The sequence below is a fragment of the Mycobacterium heckeshornense genome, from assembly GCF_016592155.1.
Classification (GTDB): Bacteria; Actinomycetota; Actinomycetes; order Mycobacteriales; family Mycobacteriaceae; genus Mycobacterium; species Mycobacterium heckeshornense.
In genome coordinates this window covers 1,937,885-1,960,469 of the sequence record NZ_AP024237.1, presented here as the reverse complement: position 1 = coordinate 1,960,469, position 22,585 = coordinate 1,937,885, and the positions used below count along the sequence as shown (strand labels likewise).

Annotated in this window: 20 protein-coding genes and 1 tRNA gene; 12 read left to right on the top strand and 9 right to left on the bottom strand. The window is 67.3% G+C overall.

Annotated features, from left to right (window positions below; all coding sequences use genetic code 11):
• Window positions 1-49: 49 nt before the first annotated feature.
• The 4 genes from MHEC_RS09370 (at window position 50) to MHEC_RS09355 (ending at window position 4,384) form a co-directional block, all read left to right on the top strand.
• Window positions 50-1,642, top strand: a complete 1,593-nt coding sequence (locus MHEC_RS09370) for a Na+/H+ antiporter (RefSeq protein WP_048890735.1) — start codon at window positions 50-52, stop codon at window positions 1,640-1,642.
• A gap of 135 nt (window positions 1,643-1,777) precedes the next feature.
• The gene (locus tag MHEC_RS09365; protein ID WP_048890608.1) at window positions 1,778-2,383 is read left to right on the top strand and encodes a hypothetical protein; all 606 of its coding nucleotides are present in this window, start codon (window positions 1,778-1,780) and stop codon (window positions 2,381-2,383) included.
• A 40-nt stretch (window positions 2,384-2,423) separates the two neighbouring features.
• A complete protein-coding gene (locus MHEC_RS09360; RefSeq protein ID WP_048890609.1) occupies window positions 2,424-2,810 on the top strand; it encodes a DUF2237 family protein in 387 nt (128 codons plus the stop codon).
• 323 nt (window positions 2,811-3,133) lie between these two features.
• Window positions 3,134-4,384, top strand: coding sequence for an HNH endonuclease signature motif containing protein (locus MHEC_RS09355; protein ID WP_048890610.1), 1,251 nt, complete (start codon window positions 3,134-3,136; stop codon window positions 4,382-4,384).
• Between the two features lie 106 nt (window positions 4,385-4,490).
• Here MHEC_RS09355 and MHEC_RS09350 read toward each other — a convergent pair whose 3' ends face one another.
• A complete protein-coding gene (locus MHEC_RS09350; RefSeq protein WP_048890611.1) occupies window positions 4,491-4,925 on the bottom strand; it encodes an SRPBCC family protein in 435 nt (144 codons plus the stop codon).
• 8 nt (window positions 4,926-4,933) lie between these two features.
• On the bottom strand, window positions 4,934-5,701 hold the full coding sequence (locus MHEC_RS09345) for an SDR family oxidoreductase (protein ID WP_172442224.1): 768 nt from the start codon (window positions 5,699-5,701) through the stop codon (window positions 4,934-4,936).
• Window positions 5,702-5,790: 89 nt separating this feature from the next.
• Here MHEC_RS09345 and MHEC_RS09340 point away from each other — a divergent pair, with 89 nt between their 5' ends.
• Both MHEC_RS09340 and MHEC_RS09335 read left to right on the top strand, forming a co-directional pair.
• On the top strand, window positions 5,791-6,762 hold the full coding sequence (locus tag MHEC_RS09340) for an aldo/keto reductase (protein ID WP_048890613.1): 972 nt from the start codon (window positions 5,791-5,793) through the stop codon (window positions 6,760-6,762).
• A 53-nt stretch (window positions 6,763-6,815) separates the two neighbouring features.
• Complete coding sequence (locus MHEC_RS09335) at window positions 6,816-7,064, top strand: hypothetical protein (RefSeq protein ID WP_048890614.1); 249 nt, start codon at window positions 6,816-6,818, stop codon at window positions 7,062-7,064.
• A gap of 242 nt (window positions 7,065-7,306) precedes the next feature.
• Here MHEC_RS09335 and MHEC_RS09330 read toward each other — a convergent pair.
• From MHEC_RS09330 to MHEC_RS09310, 5 genes are all read right to left on the bottom strand, one after another.
• Window positions 7,307-7,380 (bottom strand) — tRNA-Ile (locus MHEC_RS09330).
• A 657-nt stretch (window positions 7,381-8,037) separates the two neighbouring features.
• A complete protein-coding gene (locus tag MHEC_RS09325; protein WP_099868816.1) occupies window positions 8,038-8,214 on the bottom strand; it encodes a hypothetical protein in 177 nt (58 codons plus the stop codon).
• 101 nt (window positions 8,215-8,315) lie between these two features.
• Window positions 8,316-9,146 (bottom strand): carboxymuconolactone decarboxylase family protein, encoded by an 831-nt coding sequence (locus MHEC_RS09320; protein WP_048890616.1) that lies wholly within the window; start codon window positions 9,144-9,146, stop codon window positions 8,316-8,318.
• 7 nt (window positions 9,147-9,153) lie between these two features.
• Window positions 9,154-10,515 (bottom strand): TldD/PmbA family protein, encoded by a 1,362-nt coding sequence (locus MHEC_RS09315; protein WP_048890617.1) that lies wholly within the window; start codon window positions 10,513-10,515, stop codon window positions 9,154-9,156.
• Window positions 10,512-12,023, bottom strand: a complete 1,512-nt coding sequence (locus tag MHEC_RS09310; RefSeq protein WP_048890618.1) for a TldD/PmbA family protein — start codon at window positions 12,021-12,023, stop codon at window positions 10,512-10,514. The genes MHEC_RS09315 and MHEC_RS09310 overlap by 4 nt, the downstream gene beginning before the upstream one ends.
• Window positions 12,024-12,056: 33 nt before the next feature.
• Here MHEC_RS09310 and MHEC_RS09305 point away from each other — a divergent pair, with 33 nt between their 5' ends.
• The 4 genes from MHEC_RS09305 (at window position 12,057) to MHEC_RS09290 (ending at window position 16,494) form a co-directional block, all read left to right on the top strand.
• Entirely contained in the window at window positions 12,057-12,926 is an 870-nt protein-coding gene (locus tag MHEC_RS09305) for a carbohydrate ABC transporter permease (protein WP_048890619.1), read from the top strand.
• Complete coding sequence (locus MHEC_RS09300; protein WP_048890620.1) at window positions 12,913-13,728, top strand: carbohydrate ABC transporter permease; 816 nt, start codon at window positions 12,913-12,915, stop codon at window positions 13,726-13,728. The genes MHEC_RS09305 and MHEC_RS09300 overlap by 14 nt, the downstream gene beginning before the upstream one ends.
• Window positions 13,725-15,047 (top strand): ABC transporter substrate-binding protein, encoded by a 1,323-nt coding sequence (locus MHEC_RS09295; protein WP_048890621.1) that lies wholly within the window; start codon window positions 13,725-13,727, stop codon window positions 15,045-15,047. Before MHEC_RS09300 ends, MHEC_RS09295 begins: the two co-directional genes overlap by 4 nt.
• A gap of 88 nt (window positions 15,048-15,135) precedes the next feature.
• Window positions 15,136-16,494: an HNH endonuclease signature motif containing protein gene (locus MHEC_RS09290; RefSeq protein WP_048890622.1), complete on the top strand. Its 1,359-nt coding sequence runs from the start codon at window positions 15,136-15,138 to the stop codon at window positions 16,492-16,494.
• Between the two features lie 23 nt (window positions 16,495-16,517).
• Here MHEC_RS09290 and MHEC_RS09285 read toward each other — a convergent pair whose 3' ends face one another.
• Window positions 16,518-17,360, bottom strand: coding sequence for a CbiQ family ECF transporter T component (locus tag MHEC_RS09285; protein WP_048890623.1), 843 nt, complete (start codon window positions 17,358-17,360; stop codon window positions 16,518-16,520).
• Window positions 17,357-19,396 (bottom strand): ATP-binding cassette domain-containing protein, encoded by a 2,040-nt coding sequence (locus MHEC_RS09280; protein ID WP_048890624.1) that lies wholly within the window; start codon window positions 19,394-19,396, stop codon window positions 17,357-17,359. Before MHEC_RS09280 ends, MHEC_RS09285 begins: the two co-directional genes overlap by 4 nt.
• A 104-nt stretch (window positions 19,397-19,500) precedes the next feature.
• Between MHEC_RS09280 and MHEC_RS09275 the strand changes: the two genes are divergently transcribed.
• Both MHEC_RS09275 and MHEC_RS09270 read left to right on the top strand, forming a co-directional pair.
• A complete protein-coding gene (locus MHEC_RS09275) occupies window positions 19,501-20,001 on the top strand; it encodes a MarR family winged helix-turn-helix transcriptional regulator (RefSeq protein WP_048890625.1) in 501 nt (166 codons plus the stop codon).
• 103 nt (window positions 20,002-20,104) lie between these two features.
• Window positions 20,105-22,573: an ATP-binding cassette domain-containing protein gene (locus MHEC_RS09270; RefSeq protein ID WP_048890626.1), complete on the top strand. Its 2,469-nt coding sequence runs from the start codon at window positions 20,105-20,107 to the stop codon at window positions 22,571-22,573.
• Window positions 22,574-22,585 lie beyond the last annotated feature (12 nt).

Below are 22,585 nucleotides of genomic sequence, written 5' to 3'. Positions count from 1 at the left end.
GCCGAGGGGCCGCCGCTGGTGCGCAGGCCGCGTACCGGATGATGTGCTGGTGTTCGGGCTTGTCGTCATCGTCGCGCTGGTTGCCACCGTCATCGTGGGGACGGTCCTGGGCAAGCGCTACCGGGTCGGCCCGCCGGTGCTGCTCATCCTGCTGGGCGCCCTGCTGGGGCTGATTCCGCGGTTCGGTCGGACACATCTCGACGGGGAGCTCGTGCTGCTGCTGTTTTTGCCCGCGATCCTGTACTGGGAGAGCATGAACACCAGCTTCCGCGAGATCCGCGCGAACATGCGGGTGATCGTGCTGATCAGCGTCGGCCTGGTGATTGCCACCGCGGTCGCGGTGTCGTGGACCGCGCGCGCGATGGGAATGGAGTCACATGCTGCGGCAGTGCTCGGCGCCGTGCTCTCGCCAACCGACGCTGCCGCCGTGGCGGGCCTGGCCAAACGGTTGCCGCGCCGGCCGCTGACGGTGCTGCGCGCCGAGAGCATCATCAACGACGGGACGGCGCTGGTGCTGTTTGCGGTGACCGTCGCCGTCGCGACCGGCAGCCCTGCGATCGGCCCGGCCGCCCTGGTCGGCCGTTTCGTCGGCTCGTATCTCGGCGGCATCGTCGCGGGGCTGGCGGTCGGCCTGGTGGTGACGCTGCTGCGCCACCGGCTTGACGCGCCGCTGGAGGAGGGCGCGCTGAGCATTTTTACGCCATTCGCGGCGTTTCTGCTCGCCCAGACGATCGGCTGCAGCGGTGTGGTTGCGGTGCTGGTGGCCGCCCTGGTGCTCAGTTACGTCGGGCCGCGGGTGATCAGGGCCCGCTCTCGGCTGCAGGCTTTCGCATTCTGGGACCTGTCGACTTTCCTGATCAACGGCTCGCTGTGGGTGTTCGTCGGTGTCCAGATCCCCGGTGCGGTGCGCGGCATCGCGGGCGCCGACGGCGGGCTCCGTCATGCTGCGTTGGTGGCACTGGCGGTGACCGGCGTCGTCGTCGTGACCCGGTTTGCGTGGATGGAAATCACCACGGTGGTGATTCGCGCGGTGGACCGGCGTGCGGTGCAGCGCGCTCGTCGCGTCGACTGGCGCCAGCGCACGGTGTCCAGCTGGGCGGGATTCCGCGGTGCGGTCTCGCTTGCCGCGGCGCTGGCCGTACCGCTGACCACCCGCAGCGGCGCACCGTTTGCCGACCGCAGCCTGATCATCTTCGTCGTGTCCGCCGTGATCTTGGTAACGGTGTTGGTGCAAGGCAGCACGCTGCCCCTCGTCGTGCGCTGGGCCCGGATGCCTGAGGACGTGGCGCATGCCGGCGAAATGCAGCTGGCCCGTAGCCGCAGCGCTGAGGCAGCCCTGGACGCGTTGCCCAGGGTGGCCGATGAAGTCGGCGTCAGCCCGCAGCTGCTGAGCCGGCTGGAGAAGGAATACGAAGAACACGCCGCACTCGCCACAGCCAATCCCGACGGTCCGGCCGGCAAATCCGCCGCCGAGCAGCACGATCTGGTTCGGCGGGTGCGCCTGGGTGTGCTCGAATACCAGCGCCGGGCCGTCACCGAGCTGCGTGACCAAAACCGCATCGACGATATCGTCCTGCGCGAACTGCAAGCGCAGATGGATCTCGAGGAGGTGGCACTTCTTGATGCTGCCGACTCCGAGTGATCGTCCGTAACAGATTGGTGCACAGTCTAATTCGTGTATATCGCCCGCCCGTTGCGGCGGATGGCTTAGGCGACGGCGATTTGCAAGGCCCGAACACCGATGCCGTCGTGCGAGTTCGGCTATAGTTGCCCGGCAATGAGGACTTCACAGGTGGCAATCGCAGGACTTACCACGGCGGCGGTGGTGGTGGGAGCATCGGTCGCGGGCTGCGGCAGCCATTCACGCTCCAAGCCGCCCACGTCGGGACCAGTCGCATCCAGCAGCGCCACCCGCCCCTCGACGACACAGCAGCCGGGCGACTACACCAGGCTTCTGATCCGCGCCGCAGATATCAACGCGCCGGTGACCTTCAAGGCCGGCCCACCAATCCAGAACCCCAACGGCAAACCCGGTGCGGCGACGACGTTCACCGACGACGACGGCAGCCACGTCATCCACGACACCATCGAGATCCTGCCCGACCCCGCCGCTGCGGCCGGGGCGCTCAACGCAACCAAGGCCACACCGCCGGGTCCCATTACCGGAACGCCGGTCAAAGCCACCGTGGGCACCGGCGGCGTCACGATCTCAGGGGACCTGCCGGATAAGTCCAAGGGAGTGACGGTGTTGCTGTTCACCGAGGGCAAGGCGTTCGTCACGCTCGAATTCGACGGTCCCACCGGCGTACCCGCTCCGCCGGAGTTCGTCTCCGATGTGGGGCAAAAACAGGACGCCGCCATCAAGAACGGGCTTCCCGCCTAGCCCGTCCACCGCGCGCCCGGCGCAGTGGATACTGGGGTCGATGCCTGAACGCAACGTGCTCGGCGGTCCGCTGCAACCCTGCGGCACCGATCCGCTCACCGGCTTCTACCGCGACGGCTGCTGCTCCACCGGGCCGGAAGACCTTGGCCTGCATACGATCTGCGCTGTGGTGACTGCTGAGTTCCTGCAACACCAGCGCTCGATCGGCAACGACCTGGTGACGCCGCGGCCCGAGTACAGGTTTCCGGGCCTCACACCCGGTGACCGCTGGTGCGTCACTGCCAGGAACTGGCTGCTGGCCTATCACGACGGCTGCGCCGCACCAGTGGTGCTGGCTTGCACCCACGAGCGCACCCTCGACGTGGTGCCCTTGGAGGCACTGCGTGAGCATGCCGTCGACGTGCCCGACGACCTGGGCGGACTGTAAGGCTGCCTAGCCCAAAAGCGCACTGCCGCAGTCAAACTCACAGGCCGAATGGGTCGTCGATCTCCGATCAGGCGGTGACGGCCGTTGGGTCGCGGTAATCGCCGGGTGTCGACCCGTTGTTTTCGGTTTGGAGTGCCGGGATCTGCGCACTAAATACGGGGTCAGACCCGGGCTGTTCTAGCCAAGTGGTGACGACCGCCTTCGACGCGAGCCGCGGTGGTTTTGGCGACCACTGAGGCTGTGCCGTGTAGCAGACGATGACGGCCCGTCCCGGTGTGGATCGGCAGCCGAGTTTTGTCAGACCCGGCTGTGATGATGACGGTATGTCGTCGACCGCAGCGCCTGCTGCCACCGGGTTGAGTCCTGCCGAGCGGGTCGAGGTGTTGTTTGAGGAGTTGGCGGTGTTGGCCGGTCAGCGCAACGCGATTGATGGGCGCATTGTGCAGATCGTCGCCGAGCTGGACCGCGACGAGTTGTGGGGTGGCACGGGTGCGCGTTCGGTGGCGGCGTTGGTGGCCTGGAAGCTGGGCGCCTCGTCGGCCACTGCCCACACCGTGACCACCATGGCGCGCCGGCTAGAAGAGTTTCCCCGCTGCGCGGCGGGCCTGGTCGCAGGCCAGCTGTCGCTGGATCAGCTTGGGGTGATCGCCGCGGGGGCTGCCGCGGGCTCCGATGAGCATTACGCGGCGCTGGCGGCGGTGGCCACGGTCAACCAGTTGCGCACCGCGGTGCGGCTCGAACCGCGCCCCGAACCTGAGCCGCAGCGGCTAGCGCCGCGTTCGATCACCAAGACCAGCGGCGAGCAGTCCACCTGCTGGCGGATCACCCTTCCCCACCACGAGGCGGCCACGTTCGATGCGGCCCTGGCGGCGCATCGTGATGCGCTGGTCGCCGAGTGGAAGCGCGACCACGACAATGGTGGGCGCGCCTTAGCGAATCGCCCGCCGGTGCCAAGCACGCTGGAGGCGTTTCTGCGGCTGGTCGAGACCGGATGGGACGCCGAGGCCACCCGCCGGCCCCACGGGCAGCACACCACGGTGGTGGTGCACCTCGACGTGGCCCAGCGCGCCGCGGCGCTGCATCTGGGTCCACTGCTATCTGAGGCCGACCGGAAATATTTGACCTGTGATGCCACCCGTGAAGTGTGGTTTCAACGCCATGGGCAGCCCATCGGCGCCGGGCGCGCCACCCGGGTAGTCGGCCGGCGGCTGCGTCGCGCCCTCGAGCACCGCCACCCAACGTGCGCGGTTCCCGGCTGCGGGGCCACCCGCGGGCTGCACGCCCACCACATCCGGCACTGGGAAGACGGCGGCGCCACCGAATTGGCCAACCTGGTGCTGGTCTGCCCGTACCACCATCGGCTACACCACCGCGGGGTGATCACCATCACCGGATCCGCCGACAATCTCATCGTCACCGACAGCACCGGCCGGCGGCTTCGCGCCGGATCGCTGGCCCGAACACCCAACCGTCCCCCGCCGGCCGCCCCACCCTGCCGAGGGCCCACCGGCGAACGCGCCAACTGGTGGTGGTACGAACCCTTCCAACCACAACCCCCACCCACAAACAACTAGGCCCCCACCCCAGCCGGTCACTTCGGTGACGCTGAAGCCACAGCAAATCGACGTCATAGTCAGGTTATCGACCCAGTTCACCGGGTCGTCTACCGGCAGCAAGGCGTCAGGTTTCGAGTTTCTTCGCGCAAGCCGCAAGGATCGCAAGGAAACTCGAGCGCAGCAGCGGGCGGGTGACCGCCTCCATGAACTTTCCCCCCGTGCGCAGCGGATGGGTGTAGTTGGTCAGCCAGTCGACGTGGGTGCCGGCCCCGGCCGGAGTGAAGGTCAGTGTGCCGCCTTCGTGATCGAACGGCGGGAACGAGCGGACGATGAGATAGGAGTAAGTGCGGGGCCTGTCGTAGGCCGTGATCTCTTCGCGGAACCAGTTGCCGACCCCGATCACTTCGCGCAGCGCCCCCACTGCTGGCCCCGACGCACCGTGCGCCCAGCTAGCCTTGAGGACCAACGGAGCGGCCGTAAGACTGGCCGGGTCCGCCAGCCAGTCGAACACCTTCTCGGGAGGTGCGGCAATTGTCCGCTCCACATGCAGCTCGACCATGAAATCTCCTAGGGCCGACCGGAATCCGAAAACGCCGGGCCGTTAGCTGGCGCGCCTCTCGCGACGACAAGCGGCATCGACGTCGAGGCATCGGTGCGCAGAATCGTATCCACGACCTCGACGAGGTCCTTGACCGGCATCAGCTTTCCGGGCATGCATCCGCGCGACAACCAAAGCGGGTAAGCCTGTTTGGCAAGCTCGGGGTCCCACCCGACGGTCATTCCCGTCGCCGCGTCGCCCTCGCCGCCCGCGCACTCACCGACGACCAGACAGGTAAAACCGATATCCGGGTGTTCGGCCCGCCAGGCCTCGACGAGCCTCTCCAAAGCCGCCTTGCTGACACCGTACGCGCCGAGGCCCGGCCACGGCGGGCCGAAAGTGCCTGCGTCAGAAGAGAGATACACCACCTTGCCCGTCGAGGCCGTCAGGTGCGGTACCGCAGCGGCCGTCGCCAGCGCAGCGCCGATGACGTTGGTATCGAAGACCCGCCGCCACGTTTTGGCGTCGGTATCGATCATGCGGACCAGCGGCCCGACGGCGGGTGCGTAAATGAGGTGGTCGATGCCGCCCAGCGCGTCGGCCGCAGCGCTGATGGCCGATCGACATGAGGACTCATCGGTGACATCGCACTCGACGGCGACGGCGCCGGACCCCGCCTCCTTCGCCGCGGCTTCGATGCGCTCTCGGCGCCGGGCAAGCAGCGCGACACGGGCGCCGCGCTGGGCGAGCCCGACACCGATGCAGCGCCCGAGCCCACTGGAGGCGCCGATCACCACGGTCCTTGACATTTTTGCCCTTCCTTGTAACGCGGTCACTGCAGCCCACAGCGTATCGGCCACCGGGTGGGCTCAGTACGGTGGATCGTATGAAGTATCTGGACGTCGACGGAATCGGGAAGGTCAGCCGCATCGGGCTGGGGACCTGGCAGTTCGGATCGTTCGAGTGGGGTTACGGTGACCGCTACGCCTCCGGCGCGGCTCGTGATATCGTTCGGCGCGCACTCGCCTTAGGGGTCACCCTGTTTGATACCGCCGAGATCTACGGGTTGGGTAAGAGCGAGCGGATTCTCGGCGAGGCACTCGGGGATCGGCGGGCCGAGGTCGTGGTGGCCAGCAAGATCATGCCGATCGTGCCTTTTCCCGCCGTGGTCAAGCAGCGCGAGCGCGCCAGCGCGCGACGGCTGCGGCTGGAGCGCATCCCGCTCTACCAGGTTCACCAGCCCAACCCGGTCTTCCCCGATTCGGTGATCATGCCGGGGATGCGCGACTTGCTCGACCGCGGCGCCATCGGCGCGGCCGGGGTTTCGAACTACTCGTTGTCGCGTTGGCAGAAGGCCGACGCCGCGCTGGGCCGCCCGGTGATCAGCAACCAGGTCCATTTCTCGCTCGCGCATCCCGCGCCGCTCGACGACCTGGTTCCGTTTGCGCAGCGCGAGAAGCGTCTCGTGATCGCATATAGCCCATTGGCGCAGGGACTATTGGGGGGCAAGTATGGCGTCGACAACCGGCCAGGTGGTGTGCGTGCGATCAATCCGCTCTTCGGCACCGAGAACTTGCGCCGGATCGAGCCACTGCTGCAGACGCTGCGCGAGGTCGCCAATGCGGTCGACGCCAAGCCGGCACAGGTGGCGCTGGCCTGGCTGATCAGCCTGCCCGGCGTTGTCGCGATCCCGGGAGCGTCCAGCGTCGAGCAGCTCGAGTTCAACGTCGCCGCCGCGGACATCGAGCTGAGCGCGGATTCGCGCGACGCGCTCACCGAAGCGGCTCGCGCGTTCCGTCCGGTGCCGACGAGGCGTTTTCTCACCGAGATGGTTCGGGACAGACTTGGTCGTCGCTGATCGGTAATCCCGCCGACGCCGGTGGGAAAGCAGTTTGAAAAACGAGGCGTTCAGTGAACCAGCGGAATGTGCCCGACTACCCGTTCGGTGGGCCTAACGAGCGCTCGCCCGTCTGGCAGCCTGACATCACAGCCGTCGACCCGGCCGCGCCCGCCTTTCACGCCGCGCCCGACCGGTTCACGGTGTGGCAGGTGGCACGCCATGCTCATCCTGTGGCGTGGACGCACTCGGCCACCAACGGCGAATTCTGGTCCGTCACGACCCACGGCTTCGCACGTGAAGTGCTGCCCGCCGGCAGCTGATCACCCACCAGCAGCATCACGTCATCGAACCGGCCCTGCCGATTCTCCCGTCCCAAAGCCACACATCAGACTCTCGTCGACCACCACGCGAAATCCGCTCAGGCACGCCGAAAGTCAGCGACTAAAACAGCACCGCCCTAGCACCGCACGTGCCGCGCCACGCGCCGGAACGACGCCGGTAAATCGCACCCTACTTAGCTGAGCTAACTGTCACACATAGGCCCTGACCACCGCTTTTACGGTGGGGCGGGCGGGGCTCGAACCCGCGACCAACGGATTATGAGTCCGCGGCTCTAACCAACTGAGCTACCGCCCCGTGCGGCACTCGCTTTGTGCTTGCCCGCTCCGGCATACCGCGGCGCTAACGCAGAGCCGTTGACATCACCGCTGTCGGGTAGCCGAGCGCATCGGCACGTGCTTGAGACTAGCGTCCACCAAGACGCGAGGATGCCGTGGCCGCCGACGAAAATCCTCGTTGTGGCCTGACTGCGCGCATAAGCTGGAACCGTCCGAGCTCGGGTCCGCCAAGGAGGATTGCGATGAGGTGGTTCGTCCGTCGCCTCGCCGCTGTTGTCGCGCTCATGTTGGCACCGACGGCCGCCGTGATGATCGCGACGCCCGGTGTCAGCTCGGCGCAATGCGACCGCAACTGGTCGCGAAATGTGTGGACCGGCGAGTGCAAACCGCCACCGCCGGTGCCCGCGTGGTACCAGGCCCCGCCCCCGTACGCGCCGCCGTTCGCGCCCCCGGATGTGCCGCCGCCCCTCCGCAGCCGCAGTGGGCACCTTCGGTCGGATGGGATCCCGGTCATCAGGCGTGGGGCATTTGGGAAGGGCCGGTCTGGATACCTCAGTAACGCTGCGGGAGGTCATTGCTCGCGCGAAATATCATGTCGCTCCGGGTAAGTGCGCACGCGCTGAATAACACCGATACGTCCCGGCAACCGCCCCGCGCGCGAGCAGCCGCGGCACCCTCACGGTCCTAGTCGTTCCTGCTCCGGGACATTCGTTGATACTGCCGCATACGCTCGAGCCAGCTCCTCGACGACCGCTTCGGTCAACGTGTGGGCGTGCTCATGTTTGTCCAGCAGAGCGATGATGGCTCCAAACAGGGCTTCGGCGGCCTCATGCTGCGCTTGCTTGGCTGACATGGTTTCGCGCGGTACCAGCCTTCCGTGAATTTCGAAGGGTTACAGCGTGCAACCCGCGGGCGGCACCAATCGTCGCACGGCGCGCACCACCGCGCACGGTGTCAGCTGAACACCGTCTGGCCAGTGGCGTCGATCTCATACCGCTCGGTGCCCTGCTCGACCCGTGGGGCATCGGCGCCCAGTGAGACGGCAATCTTGTTACTGGCATTTCGCATGACGTCGAAGGTCAACTCGACGGATTCGGCTTCGCCATAGTGGTTACGCACCCCGGCGGCGACGTCCGCGCTGATATCACCCGGCGACCAGATGAGCTCATCGGTATACCGCAGTGCCGCCTTCTGGCGATCGGTTAGTTGCCGAGAATTCTCGAAGTGTTCGATGTCGCCGTACAGCGATTCCGACCCGCCAGCATCCAGCGCCGACGTCTCGCGCAGCGATTTGCACAGCCTGCAGTTGTGCTGCGCCGCGCCACGCAGCCGAACCAACTCAGAGGTCAGCGGGTCGAGTGCACGCATCCGGGCCACCGCGGGCAAAAACCCGTTGAACAGCGCGTCGGATGGATCGGTGCGGTGATCCCACGGGACTGGGCCCAAAACCCATGCCAGATACTCATTCCCCACCCCGAGGGCCTCCAAACCCGCGCGCACCCGGGGTACGAAGTCGGCGATGTAGATGTGCACGACAGCGCCAAATGCCTTATCGCCCAGCGCAGAAAACAGTGCGGAACGCTGTTGGTCATCGATCCTCGACACGTCGACGCTGAATTGTTCGGCGAACGACGCGACAGTGTCGTCAATATCCTCCTCGATCACCGCGGCGTCGATGGGCAGCGGCGGCAACGACAATGCTGCCGCGCAGATTCGGCGGACTGATGCCCCGATAGGGCCACCAGCAAGCGCGACCATACGAGCCAACTCGCTGCGGACGTCCATCCCAGCATTATTGCGCCTGGCTCACCGACGACATGTGAAAGTCTGGTATCCGCAGCGACGGCATCGCTGCCCGGGTGGCCCAATCGCCCCATTCCCGCGGCAGAGTCACCTCGCTGACACCGGCCTGGGTGGCCCGGCGCAGCAAGTCGAGCGGGCTCTCGTTGAACCGAAAGTTGTTGACCGCGCCCGTCACTGCGCCGTCCTCGACCAGGTAGACGCCGTCGCGGGTCAACCCGGTCAACAGCAGTGTGGTCGGGTCAACCTCGCGGATGTACCACAGCGTCGTCAACAGCAACCCGCGCTCGGTGCTGGCGACCATTTCGTCCAGCGCGGCACTGCCGCCGGTCATCAGCAGGTTGTCGGCGGCCACCGCGACCGGGGCGCCGAACTCGGCGGCGACAGCCCGCGGGTAGGCCAGCGCGTTGATCACTCCGTCCCGGATCCAATCCACCCGCTCGATATCCATCCCGTTGTCGAACACCGACACGGTCTCGGACGACGCGCTCGTCGCGACGAACGGTGAACACGCCAGGCCGGGCGCCAGCGGATCGGAGTACAGCGTCAGCGGCAGATCGGTCAGTCGCTCCCCCACCCGGGTGCCGCCGCCGGGCGCCGAGAACGCGGTCCGGCCTTCCTGCGCCCCCCGGCCGCTCATCGTCCACGCCATGTAGATCATCATGTCGGCCACCGTGGACGGGGGCATGATCGTCTCGTAGCGACCGGCGGGCAGCTCGACGGTCCGCGCTGCCCAGCCCAGTCGGGTAGAGAGCTGCTCGAGCAGCAAATCCATTGGCACATTGGCGAAATCGGGTGTACCGACACCTGCCCACGCGCTGGCCGCGTCACGTTTGGCATTGATCTCCACCGAGCCGGTCGGCTGGGTGTAGCGCCGGCGCAGCCCGGCCGAGGATGCCAGCAGCGTCGTTTCGACCATGTGATGCGCGAACCCGTACAGCTGGTCGGCGCCCCGAAACCCCCGGCTCAACGAGTCCGCGATACCGGCGAACACCTCGGCTTCGGTGACCGGCACCGGAGAATCCCAATCGTCGGGCGCACCGCTACCGGGGAGCAGGGGTGCGGCATCGCGCGCTTTGGGTGCGGACCGAGCCGCCTCCACCGACGCCGCCACCAGCGCGGGAATCAGCGACGGGTCGACCTCCGTTGATCGTAGAGAGCCGACTTGCGCGCTATCGCCCTCGCGCAGAATGGAAATCACCGTCGTGCTGCGGCTGGTCGACACCCCGTTGGTGGTCATCGAGTTGTTCGCCCAACGCAGTGACGCCTCGGTGCGGTCGGTGACCAAGACGATGGTCTCGTCGGCGCGGGCGGCATCCAGCACCAGGTCGACAACCCGGGAGGCGGGGATCATCGGCCGGCCTCGGTGCGGGTGTTGAGCACGTTGACGCCGCGGAACAGCGCCGATGGGCAGCCGTGGCTGACCGGTGCCACCTGGCCGGGCTGCGCCTTGCCGCAGTTGAAGGCGCCACCTAATCGCCACGTCGACGGCCCGCCAACGGCTTCCATGGAGTTCCAGAAGTCGGTGGTGGTGGCCTGGTAGGCGACGTCACGCAGCTGGCCGTCGAGGCGGCCGCCGCGGATACGGAAGAACCGCTGACCGGTGAACTGGAAGTTGTAGCGCTGCATGTCAATTGACCATGATTTGTCGCCGACGATATAGATGCCGTCGTCGACCCGGCCGATTAGATCGTCGGTGCTGAGGTCCTCGGCACCCGGCTGCAGGGACACGTTGGCCATCCGCTGGATCGGAACATGATGCGGCGAGTCGGCATACGAACAGCCGTTGGACCGTGGCTGCCCGAGCCGCGGCGCGAACACCCGATCGAGCTGATAGCCGACAAAGATCCCGTCGCGCACCAGATCCCAGCTCTGTGCGGCCACGCCTTCGTCGTCGTAACCGACGCTGGCCAAACCAAACTCGACGGTACGGTCGGCAGTCACATTCATCACCGGCGAACCGTACCGCAGGCTGCCCAGCTTATCTGGGGTGGCGAACGACGTACCCGCGTACGCGGATTCGTAACCGATCGCGCGGTCGTATTCGGTGGCGTGCCCGATCGATTCGTGAATGGTCAGCCACAGGTTGGTCGGGTCGATCACCAAATCGGTCGGCCCCGGTGTCACGCTGGGCGCCTTGACCTTTTCGGCCAGCAGCGACGGTATCTGCGCGAGCTCGTCGCTCCAGTTCCACACCTCGTCGCCGGCCACCGCCTCCCAGCCGCGGGCCGTCGGCGGCGCCAGTGTGCGCATGGTGTCGAAGCCACCCGTTGCGGTGTCGACCGTCACCGCTTCCAAGACGGGCATTATCCGCACCCGCTGCTGGGTGATCGACGATCCGAAGGTGTCGGCGTAGAACGTGTGCTCCTTGACCGCGCTCAGGGCGGCCGACACATGGTCGATCCCGTCAGCGGCCAGCAGCCTGCCCGAGTAGTCCTCCAGCACGGCGATCTTGTCAGCCACGGGCACCGTGAACGGATCGATCTGATAGCTCGACACCCAGGTAGCATCGGCGTACACCGGCTCCGCCGCCAGCTCCACCCGCTCGGCGTTCAGCGCGGCCAGGGTGGCGGCGACCTGAGCGGCCCGCCGCGCGGTGTCGGCCGCGACATCCGGCGCCAGCTCCGCGTGCGAGGCGAAGCCCCAGGTGCCCTCGACGATAACCCGGACCGCCAAGCCGATCTCGCGGTTGACGACCGCGGTCTCCAGCTCCCCATCACGCAGCCGGATGAGCTCGGTCATGATGCGGTGTACCCGCAGGTCGGCATGGCTGGCGCCGGCGGCTGTGGCCGCCGACAGCGCAGCGTCGGCCAGCTCGTGGCGCGGCAGTTGCACAAATTCGGCATCGATTACAGGTGTCACGGCTCCACGGTAACGACCGGCTTTAATACCTTCATGACGAACGCACGGCGATCGACCGCGCTGGGCTACGCGCTGCTCGCCCCGAGTCTGTTCGCGGTGGTCGCGTTCCTGCTCCTGCCGATCATGGTCGTGGTCTGGCTTAGCCTGCACCGCTGGGATCTGCTGGGTCCGATCGAGTATGTCGGACTGGACAATTGGCGTTCAGTGCTGACCGATCGGGTATTCGGCAACTCGCTGCTGGTGACGCTGGCGTTCGTGGCGATCGTGGTGCCCACGCAGACCGTGCTCGGACTCCTGGCGGCCTGGATGCTCACCCGCGGATTGCCCGGCAGCGGAGTGTTTCGCACGGTCTACGTGCTGCCGTGGATTTGCGCCCCGCTCGCGATCGCAGTGTTGTGGCGATGGATCCTGGCACCCACCGACGGCGCCCTCAGCGCCCTGTTGGGACAGCGCATCGAGTGGCTCACCGATCCCGGATTGGCCCTGCCGGTGGTGTCGGCGGTGGTGGTGTGGACCAACGTCGGCTATGTCGCGTTGTTTTTTGTGGCGGGCATTCTGGCCATCCCCGCCGAGGTCTACGCCGCCGCAAGCACCGACGGTGCGACCGCATGGCGACGGTTCCGCCACATTACGTTGCCGATGCTGCGACCGACCATGTCCTTTGTGCTGATCACCGGGATCGTGAGTGCCGCGCAGGTTTTCGACACCGTATATGCCCTAACCCGTGGGGGCCCGCGAGGACACACCGATCTGGTAGCCATGCGCATCTACGCCGAGGCGTTTGGATCCGCGACGATAGGACGCGCCGCCGTCATGGCGGTGTTGTTGTTCGTCATCCTGGTTGGGGTAACGGTCGTCCAGCATCTCTATTTCAGGCGACGGATCAGCTATGACCTTGCTTAGAGCTGCTCTCCTATATGTTGCTATGACGCTCGGCGGGGTAATCACATTGGCGCCGTTCGCGCTTGGCTTGCTGACTTCGTTCACGTCCGCGCACCAGTTCGCGACCGGCGGGCCGCTGGCGTGGCCGCGACCCTTCACCCTGGCCAACTACGTCGACCTGGGTGGTGCCGGGTTCGGCCGCGCGTTAGCCGTCACCGCACTGATGACGACGCTCATCGTGCTTGGCCAATTGAGCTTTTCGGTGTTGGGCGCTTACGCGTTCGCGAAGCTGCGGTTTCCGGGCCGGGATGCGTTGTTCTGGGTCTATGTCGCGACCTTGATGGTGCCCACCACGGTGACGGTCGTTCCGCTCTATCTGATGCTGGCCCAGCTAGGGCTGCGAAACACGTTCTGGGCGTTGGTGTTGCCATTCGTATTCGGTTCACCATACGCGATTTTCTTGCTGCGGGAGCACTTTCGCACGATTCCTGACGATTTGGTCAACGCCGCCCGCCTCGACGGCGCCACCACCCTGGACGTGATCGTCCATGTGGTGTTGCCGGCCAGTCGGCCGGTGCTGGTGACCCTGGCACTGATAACCGTCGTATCGCAGTGGAATAACTTCATGTGGCCGTTGGTGATCACCAGTGGGCCGAAGTGGCGCGTGCTGACTGTGGCCACGGCCGCACTGCAGTCCCAGTACAACGCCCAGTGGACGTTGGTGATGGCCGCGACAACCGTCGCGATCGTGCCGCTGATCGTGCTATTTGTGGTGTTTCAGCGGCGCATTGCGCGGTCGATCGTCGTTACGGGGCTGAAGTGAGCTGGCGGCCAAGGTTTTCCACGTTGGTGACGACGGCAGTGGTGCTGGTGGCTGCGTCGCTCGCTGCGACAGCCGTGCTGCTGGATCGGTCGTTTGAACCTCGTGGCGGCAAAACGGTTGTGACGGTGCGGCTATGGGATGATCAGGTGGCAGAGGCGTACCGGCAGTCGTTTGCCGCGTTCACCCGCGCGAATCCCGATATCGAGGTGCGCGTCAATGTGGTGGCTTATTCGAGCTACTTCGAGACGCTGCGCACCGACGTGGCCGGCGGCAGTGCTGACGACATCTTCTGGCTGTCCAACGCCTATCTCGCCGGGTATGCCGATGCCGGACGCCTGATGAAGATCCAAGCGGTACCCGACTGGGAGCCCTCGGTGGTTGAACAGTTCACCCGAGGCGGCGTGCTGTGGGGGGTGCCCCAGCTGACCGACGCCGGCATCGCGGTGTACTACAACGCCGATCTGCTTGCCGCCGCCGGTATCGACCCCGCGACAGTGAACTCGCTGCGGTGGAGCCCTGACGGCGGCGACACCCTGCGCCCCGTGCTGGCTCAGCTCACCGTCGATGCCGACGGACGCACCTCGGCCACAGTGGGTTTCGACGCTCGACGGGTACGGCAGTGGGGATACAACGCGGCCAACGACCCGCAAGGCATCTACCTCAACTACATCGGATCGGCCGGCGGCGTGTTCCAGGACGGTGATCGCTTCGCGTTTGACAACCCCTCAGCGGTGACCGCGTTCGGCTACCTGGTCGAGCTGATCAACACCGACCACGTCGCCCCACCGGCCTCCGCCACCAACGACAACGGCGATTTCTCGCGCAACCAGTTCCTCGCCGGCAAGATGGCGCTGTTTCAGTCCGGGACCTACAATCTCGCTGCGGTGGCTGAGCATGCCCGCTTCCACTGGGGAGTCGCCATGCTGCCGGCCGGCCCCAAAGGACGGGTCAGTGTCACGAATGGTATTGCGGCGGCGGGCAATGCCGCGTCCAAACACCCCGCCGCCGTGCGTCAGGTGCTGGCCTGGATGGGCAGCAGGCAAGGCAACGCCTACCTGGGCCGGCGCGGCAGCGCGGTGCCCGCGGTGCGTTCGGCTCAGCGGGTGTACTTCGACTACTGGGCCAGCCGGGGCGTCGACGTCACACCGTTCTTCGCGGTGCTGAACGGCCCGCGTATTGCGGCACCCGGCGGGGCCGGGTTCCCGGCCGGCTATCAGGCTCTCAAACCTTACTTCGACGAAATGTTTTTGGGCCGAAGCGACGTCGCGGTGACCCTGCGCCAGGCGCAAGCCGCGGCCAACGCCGCGGCACGTCGCTAGCGCGGCTGTTAATCCACAGTTGGGAATTCATCCACAGCGCGGGCCTTGCGGATAGTTGGGTGTCGGTGCTCGCCGATACCATTCGAACATGTCTTCGATTGGGTTGGAAGCGATCGAGCAGCGTCTCGACGCGCTCCACGAAGCGGTGTCGGGGCTGGTCGGGCTGTCATTCGACGGGCTAACAACCCGCCAGCGCTTCCAGCTGTTGGATCGGTTGGAGCGAGAAACGCGGCGCCTGCCGGTGCCGCGTCATGAGTTGGTCAACGGGATCCGCCACGAAGCCATCCCGGCCGAGATCGGCGGCAAAGTCTCGCATGCGCTGGCTGATCGGCTCCGGATCAGTCGCGCCGAGGCGGCGCGGTGGATCCGGGAAGCCGAAGACCTCGGGCAGCGTCGCGCGCTGACCGGCCAGCCCTTGCAGCCGCGGCTGGCTGCCGTCGCCGCCGGGCAACGCGCCGGCACGATCGGCGCCGCCCACGTGGCGGTCATCCGCACGTTCCTGCACCACCTGCCATGCTGGGTCGACGAGCCAACGCGCGAGCAGGCCGAAGCGCATTTGGCGAAGCTCGCCGCCCAGTTTCGCCCGGAGCACGTGGCAAAGCTCGCCGACAAACTGGCCGATTGCCTCAATCCCGACGGCAACTTCAGCGACGAGGATCGCGCCCGACGCCGCGGGCTCACGCTGGGCAAGCAGGACGTCGACGGCATGTCACCGATCCGCGGCTGGGTGACCCCGGCCGTGCGGGCCAGCCTCGAGGCCGTTTTGGCCCGCTGGGCCGCGCCCGGCATGTGCAACCCGCATGGTGTCGGCGCGCCGGTGGTCGACGGCACCCCCTCGCAAGAAGCCATCGACTCCGACACCCGCTGCGCGGGTCAACGAAACCACGACGCGCTCGCTGCGGTGCTGCGCGCCATGCTCGCCTCCGGACAATTGGGCCACCACAACGGATTGCCGACCAGCATCATCGTGACCACCACTTGGCGGGAGCTACAGGCCGCATGCGGACGAGGCCTCACCGGCGGCGGTTCGTTGCTGCCGATGAGCGAGGTCATCCGGCTGGCGCAGCATGCTCACCACTACCTAGCCATCTTCGACAATGGCCGGGCATTGGCCCTGTATCACACCAAGCGGATTGCGTCGCCAGCTCAGCGAATAGTGCTGTACGCCAAGGACCGTGGGTGCACGGCGCCGGGCTGCGACGTGCCCGGCTACCTGACCGAGGTACACCATGTCACGCCCTGGGCGACGACCAAAACCACCCACATCGACGATTTGACCCTCGCCTGCGGACCCAACCACAAGCTCGTCACACCCGGTGGATGGCAAACCCGCAAACGCGCCTACGGGCGCACCGAATGGATTCCGCCGCCAGATCTGGACTACGGACAACCCCGCGTCAACATGTTCCACCATCCCGAGGAGTTGCTGTGCGACGACGACCCGTGACAGGCGTCGGATGCTGTCCGCAGCTAGGCGCCCAACAGCAGCTCGGCTGCCAACGCGGCACCGCACACCACCGCGGCGATCGACAGTGCGACCCAGTCAGTCCGCTTCGGCCGCGACGGAGCTGCCGAAATCTGGCCGGTGCCACCGCGTGCGGTGATCGCATCGCCCATCTCGTCGGCGCGTCGCAGCGTCACGGCGATCGCGGTGGAGGTCAGGTCGATCAGCTCCAGAGCTCGGCGCCTGCGCCGAGCTCTGCGGCTGCGCGGAATTCGCTTGGGGCACAGTCGCCGGGCAGCGTAGAGCACCCGGAATTCGTCGATCAGCATCGGGAAAGCGCGCAGCGCGAGCGCCAGTGCGACCGCCCACTCGTCGACCGGGATCCGCAGCAGTCGCAGCGGAGCGGCTAAAGTTGCTACGGCGGGGGCGATTTCAGCAACATTGGTAGTCCATGACACCATCGCTCCCAGCCCCAGCAATACCACCGACAGGGCGGTAATCCGCAAGAAATTCAGCAGCCCGCCCAGCCCGACCGAGACCGCTCCCAACTGGATCACTGGGCTCCCGCCCGCCAGCGCCGCGGTGATGCCGCCGAACGCGATCAGGATCCACAGCCACAGCGGCACCGAGGGCAGCACTCCGCGCGGAATGTGCGCAACCTTGGCAGCCACCAAGACCATCGCCGCCACCAAACCGATCGACACCCACCCCGGATAGAACGTCAGCAGCACCGAAATGCCGAACACCACAAGCAGTTTGGTGCCAGCCCACAGTTCGTGAACGGGTGAGCTACCGGGCACTGGGCGCAGCAGCACAACCGGCCGGGCGGGTCGGCGAGTAGGACGTCGGGCTGACGTGGCCGCTGTCATGACATGCCTCTGGCCGCGGCCGACACCGGTTCGAGCACACCGTCGCGCAAGTGCAAGGTGCGCGGGCACAACTGCTCGAGCCCGGTGAAGTCATGTGAGATGACCACCACCGTCAAATCCCGGTCGCGGCGCAAATCTTCCAGCAGCCGCAGCAGACCACGCTGGGTGGCGGCGTCCAGCCCGGCCAGCGGCTCGTCGAGGATCAAGGCCCGGGGCGAGCGCGCCAGCAGCCCGGCCAGCACCAGTCGCCGCATCTGGCCACCGCTGAGTTGGTCGATGCGCCGCTTTGCCAGCGAGGCATCCAATCCGACAGCGCCTAGTGCGGCGATTACGCGGTGGTGATCGTGCGGCGAAAACCCCGCTGCTGAAGCCACTTCCAGGTCGACGCGGCTGCGCATCAACTGCAGGCGGGCGGCCTGGAACGACAACGCCACCGTACCCACCTGCTCGTGGGTGGGACGCCCGTCGAGCAGACATGTGCCCATGGTCGGAATCGTCAGTCCGGCCATGATCCAGGCCAGCGTGGACTTACCCGAGCCGTTGCCGCCGTGGATCAGTACGCCGTCACCCTGGTGGACCACAAAACTGACGTCGCGCAACGCGGTCTTGGCCCACGGTGTGCCGCTGCTGTATTCGTGGCCGACGCCGCGCAATTCGAGTACCGGCTCCGCAAACTCGTCACCGACCGGGGCAGTTGGCGGCGGTGCTGCCGTGGTTTCGACCATGTCGGTGTTGTCCGGCGTATCGCTGAGGTTGATCACCCGGTCGGCCGACTCGGCTTCGTTGTTGTAGTGGGTGATGTGTACCAGCGCGGTGCGGTGGCGTTTGGTCAGCCCGGAAAGAATGCCGAGCAGGGCGTCGCGGCCCCGGTGGTCGACCATGCTGGTGACTTCGTCGGCGATAAGCAGCGCGGGTTCGCGTGCCAGCGCGGCCGCCAAGGCCAGCCGCTGCAACTCACCGCCGGACAAGCTTCCGGTATCACGCTCAGCCAATCCGTCGAGGCCGACCTCGCTCAGCAGCTGGCTCACGTCGGTGGTCGTGCCGGCCGGCAGCCCCCACACCACGTCGTCGGCGACACGGCTGCCAAGCACCTGACTTTCCGGGTGTTGCATGACCACAGCGGTGCCGCCGATCCGACCCAGTCCCACCGCGCCGGGTCGCTCCACCGTGCCCGAGGTGGGTTCGCGACCCGCCAGGATCAGCATCAGCGTGGTTTTTCCCGAGCCGTTGGCGCCGGTGACCGCGATGTGTTCGCCGGTCCCTACCTCCAAGCTCACCGGCGGCAATGCGTCGTGGTCGGTGCCCGGGTAGCGGAACCGGACGCGGTCCAGCCGCACCGGCACCGGCGCAATCGGACCACTGTCGGCCGAGGCGTCCAGCTTGTGCACATCGGGGATGCCCCGCATCCGGTCCAGCACCCGCGACAGCGCCCACCAACCGACCAGCGACACGATGACGACGGTCACGACGGCATTGCCGAGCACCAGCCACGGCCAGTGATGCAGCACGACGGCGAGAAACCGCCTCAGATGGTCGGCGGCCACCTCGAGACCCAGCCGCGCCAGCACCGACGCGATGCCGTCGATGTTTGCGGTGACCGTGTCGAAGAGCAGATGGCGCAGCCGAGCCAGCGCACCCAGAGCCACGATCATCGCGGCGCCGAACGCTGCCCCGGCGACAACAGAAGCGGCGATCACGGTCGGGGTGCCGCGGTGCCGGCGTTTGACGATGCCGGTCAGGCCGCCGACATAGGCGCTGTTGACGACCGTCATGAAGCCGCCCACACCGGCGATCAAGAAGGCGATCATGCCGGCGGCCACGGCCGCGGCGATCAGCACCCGCAGACGGTAGCGGTAGGCGAGCAGTCCCATGGGCACCGTGCCCAACAGCGCCAGCGCAGCCCCGAACGGCAGGACCACCGCGATAATCGCGGTCGCCGCACACAACGCCGCCATAACCGAGGCCTGCGACAATTCCGCGGCCCGCAGTGCGCGGGCCCGCGTTTGGGGCGCGCCACCCCGGATGGTCGACTCCATTGCACCGATTCTGCCAGTCAACGAGGGTGTCGCAGGTGCCCCGGCGTCCGCCCAGGGCTCAGCACCACGTTGTTCTACATAGCAAAGCTATGCAATCATGGGGTATGTCTTCATCTGGCACCACTAACGGTGCCGCGCTGGGCGATGACGCGAGCGTCGAAGCCCACTCCGGGCTGGGAGCGGAGCTTCTGGCCGTCGTCGCCCGGCTCAATCGGCTGGCCACCCAACGCATCCAGCTGCCCCTGCCGGTGGCGCAGGCCCGGCTGCTGGCGACCATCGAGGCCCACGGCGAAGCCCGCATCTGTGACCTGGCCGCCATGGACCACTGCTCACAGCCCACGATGACCACACAGGTGCGACGGTTGGAGGACGCCGGTCTGGTTACCCGCACGGTCGATCCACGAGACGCGCGGGCCGTGCGGATCCGCATTACTCCCGCGGGCGTGCGCGCTCTGGACCGTGTCCGCGCCGACCGCGCGTCTGCGATCGCACCGCAGCTGGCTCGTCTCGAGCCCGCGGAGCGGCGGGTATTGACCGAGGCTGTGGCGGTGTTGCGGCGGATCCTCGACGACGCCTCGCCACCTCCGCACACCGCCACCCGTTAGCGGCGGGCTCGCACCCGGCTGAGCGGCGCTGTTCGATAGATAATCGTGGCGGTGGGTAGACAACCATCGATCGGCCCCGACGGGTAATGAAAGGTGGCGGCCCATGCGGACCGAGGCGTTCGCTTCCCCGTTGACCGTTTGGGTTGGATCCACAAGTTACACGTTCCAGCCGGGCCGCGACATCACGGTCGGGCACGACAGCCGGTCCGATCTCCGCCTCGATGACGGCGGCGGCCGGTGGATCGCGCCGGTGCATCTCGTGCTGCGGTTCGCCGGCGACCACTGGGTGGCAATCGACCAGAGCCGAAACGGCATTTACCTCGCCGGCGTGCGGGTGCCGATGGTACGCATCCGCGACGGCCAGACCATCGCTGTCGGTGATCCGCAGTACGGGCCTCGGCTGCTGTTCCGCCTGGGTGCCTCGGCACACGCAGCCGGGCCGGCAAGGCCGGCACCCCCCGCGACGCACGGCCGGCCAGCTCCGCGCACACCGCCTCCACCGCAACCGCCCACCCAGACAAGCTGGCGTCCGCCGCCTGCGCCGTTCGGCCAAGCCGCCGCTGCGATGCGGCCGGGTCCGCCGCCACAACACCCGCCCCGCCGACCGCACGGCCAACCGCCGTCTCAGACGCCGACGCAGCCGGTCCGGTTGTCGCCACCCCAGGCAGAAGCACCGCCGCCCCACGGACCGCGTCCAGATACGACACCACCACGACCGCGGCCGCCCTCGGAGCTGCCCACCCGGCCCGTGCCGGCACCGGCCCCGCCCCAGTGGCCCTCGCCGCCGCCGACGCCCGAACACAACCTGCTGCCCGCCGCGGCGGTCCGACCCCATGAGCAGGTCCCCACCAGTCGGTTGCCGGCGGGCGACCAGGCGGCCGGCGACGCTCCGGTGTCCCGTCCGGCACCCGGCGCCCGGGAGCTTGTGGCCTACCATGTCGGGCTGGCCGGCGACGGGCATCCGCTACTCGACGACGTGTCATTCACGGCCACCGGCGGCACGCTGACCGCCGTTGTCGCGCCGACCAGCGCGGCTCCGTCCGCACTCGTCGGCATCGTCGCCGGAGCGGTAACACCCACCGTCGGCCAGGTCAGGTTGGACGGCCACGACGTGCACGCCGAGTACATGCGCCGGTACGTCGGGATCGTGCCGCAAGGCGATGTCCTCCATTGCCAGCTCACCGTCGAACAGGCCGTCGGCTATGCCGCCGAGCTGCGGCTGCCGCCCGGCACCCCCGCCGACGTGCGCAGACAGCTGGTGGAGCAGGTTCTGCGCGAACTCGGGCTGCTCCCGCAGCGCACGGCCCAGGTGGGCAGCCTCTCCGACGAGCAGCGCCGACGCGCAACGCTGGCAGTGGAATTGCTCACCCGGCCGCCACTGCTGGTTCTCGACGAACCGACCGCGGGACTCGACCCGGCCCAGGAACGTCAGACGATGACGCGGCTGCGGGAACTCGCCGACGCCGGCCAGATCGTGGTGCTGGCGACGACGTCGCCGCGTCATCTCGAGCTGTGCGACCAGGTGGTGCTGCTCACCTCGACCGGTACGACGGCCTTCGCCGGTCCGCCACACGAGATCGACGCGGCGATGGGCACCACCGACTGGTCGCAGATCCTGCGGCGGGTCAGCACCGATCCACACGGCGCCCACAACGCTTTTTTGCAGCGTCGACAGGGCGCTCCGGCGGCCCCGGCTGCGGCGCCGCCGCTGGGCCGTCCCGCCCGTTTAGGCCTGGTTCGTCAGATCGCTGTGGCCGCCCGTCGCCAGGCATGGCTTGTGTTCGGTGATCAGCGCTACGCCATCTTCCTGACCATCCTGCCGCTGTTCTTCGCGGCGCTGGCCCTGGTCACGCCGGGCACAACCGGGCTGGGCGCCGCCGATCCGTACGGCAACGGCCCGGACGAACCCGTCGAGCTTCTGACGGTGCTTACCCTGGCGGCCGTCTGCATCGGCACCGCGCTGACCATCCGCGACCTGATCAGCGAAAACAACATCTTCCGCCGGGAGCAATACCTGGGGTTGGCGACCTCGGCGTATCTGGGCGCCAAAATTCTGGTGTTCGGCCTGCTTGCGACGGTGCAAACCGCGTTCGTCATCACCGTCGTCGTGCTCGGCAAGGGCGCGCCCGCGCGCGGGGCCGATGTGCTGGGCAGCGGCACCGTCGAGGTGTACGTGACCGGTGCGGCCACGGCAATCGTCTCGGTGATCGTGGGCCTGGTGCTCTCGGCGCTGGCGCGGTACAAGCAATTGCTGTTGCCGATCGCCGTGCTGGTCGTGCTGCTCTCGCTGGTGTTCTCCGGCGGCTTGTTCCCGCTGGCCGCCAGGGATGGCTTCGAGCAGGTCTCGTGGCTGTTCCCGTCCCGGTGGGGGTTCGCTGCTCAGGCTTCCACCGTCGACCTGCACTCGATCGATCCGCTGGCCGAGCGCGACGCGCTTTGGGGCCACTCGGCGGGGCAGTGGCTGTTCGACATGGCGATGCTGCTCGTGTTCGCGGTGGTAGGCACGGGCTTGCTGTGGTGGTGGCTTCGGCCACCGAGCCGGCCGCGACAGGTCGAGGCCGCGGGTCGGTAACGACGCGCGGTT

What these genes read in the sequence shown, in the direction of transcription:
- MHEC_RS09365 (WP_048890608.1), top strand. Translation starts at nt 1,778, where the DNA reads ATGAGGACTTCACAGGTGGCAATCGCAGGACTTACCACGGCGGCGGTG.
- MHEC_RS09360 (WP_048890609.1), top strand. Translation starts at nt 2,424, where the DNA reads ATGCCTGAACGCAACGTGCTCGGCGGTCCGCTGCAACCCTGCGGCACC.
- MHEC_RS09355 (WP_048890610.1), top strand. Translation starts at nt 3,134, where the DNA reads ATGTCGTCGACCGCAGCGCCTGCTGCCACCGGGTTGAGTCCTGCCGAG.
- MHEC_RS09350 (WP_048890611.1), bottom strand. Translation starts at nt 4,925, where the DNA reads ATGGTCGAGCTGCATGTGGAGCGGACAATTGCCGCACCTCCCGAGAAG.
- MHEC_RS09340 (WP_048890613.1), top strand. Translation starts at nt 5,791, where the DNA reads ATGAAGTATCTGGACGTCGACGGAATCGGGAAGGTCAGCCGCATCGGG.
- MHEC_RS09325 (WP_099868816.1), bottom strand. Translation starts at nt 8,214, where the DNA reads ATGTCAGCCAAGCAAGCGCAGCATGAGGCCGCCGAAGCCCTGTTTGGA.
- MHEC_RS09320 (WP_048890616.1), bottom strand. Translation starts at nt 9,146, where the DNA reads ATGGACGTCCGCAGCGAGTTGGCTCGTATGGTCGCGCTTGCTGGTGGC.
- MHEC_RS09315 (WP_048890617.1), bottom strand. Translation starts at nt 10,515, where the DNA reads ATGATCCCCGCCTCCCGGGTTGTCGACCTGGTGCTGGATGCCGCCCGC.
- MHEC_RS09305 (WP_048890619.1), top strand. Translation starts at nt 12,057, where the DNA reads ATGACGAACGCACGGCGATCGACCGCGCTGGGCTACGCGCTGCTCGCC.
- MHEC_RS09300 (WP_048890620.1), top strand. Translation starts at nt 12,913, where the DNA reads ATGACCTTGCTTAGAGCTGCTCTCCTATATGTTGCTATGACGCTCGGC.
- MHEC_RS09290 (WP_048890622.1), top strand. Translation starts at nt 15,136, where the DNA reads ATGTCTTCGATTGGGTTGGAAGCGATCGAGCAGCGTCTCGACGCGCTC.
- MHEC_RS09285 (WP_048890623.1), bottom strand. Translation starts at nt 17,360, where the DNA reads ATGACAGCGGCCACGTCAGCCCGACGTCCTACTCGCCGACCCGCCCGG.
- MHEC_RS09280 (WP_048890624.1), bottom strand. Translation starts at nt 19,396, where the DNA reads ATGGAGTCGACCATCCGGGGTGGCGCGCCCCAAACGCGGGCCCGCGCA.
- MHEC_RS09275 (WP_048890625.1), top strand. Translation starts at nt 19,501, where the DNA reads ATGTCTTCATCTGGCACCACTAACGGTGCCGCGCTGGGCGATGACGCG.
- MHEC_RS09270 (WP_048890626.1), top strand. Translation starts at nt 20,105, where the DNA reads ATGCGGACCGAGGCGTTCGCTTCCCCGTTGACCGTTTGGGTTGGATCC.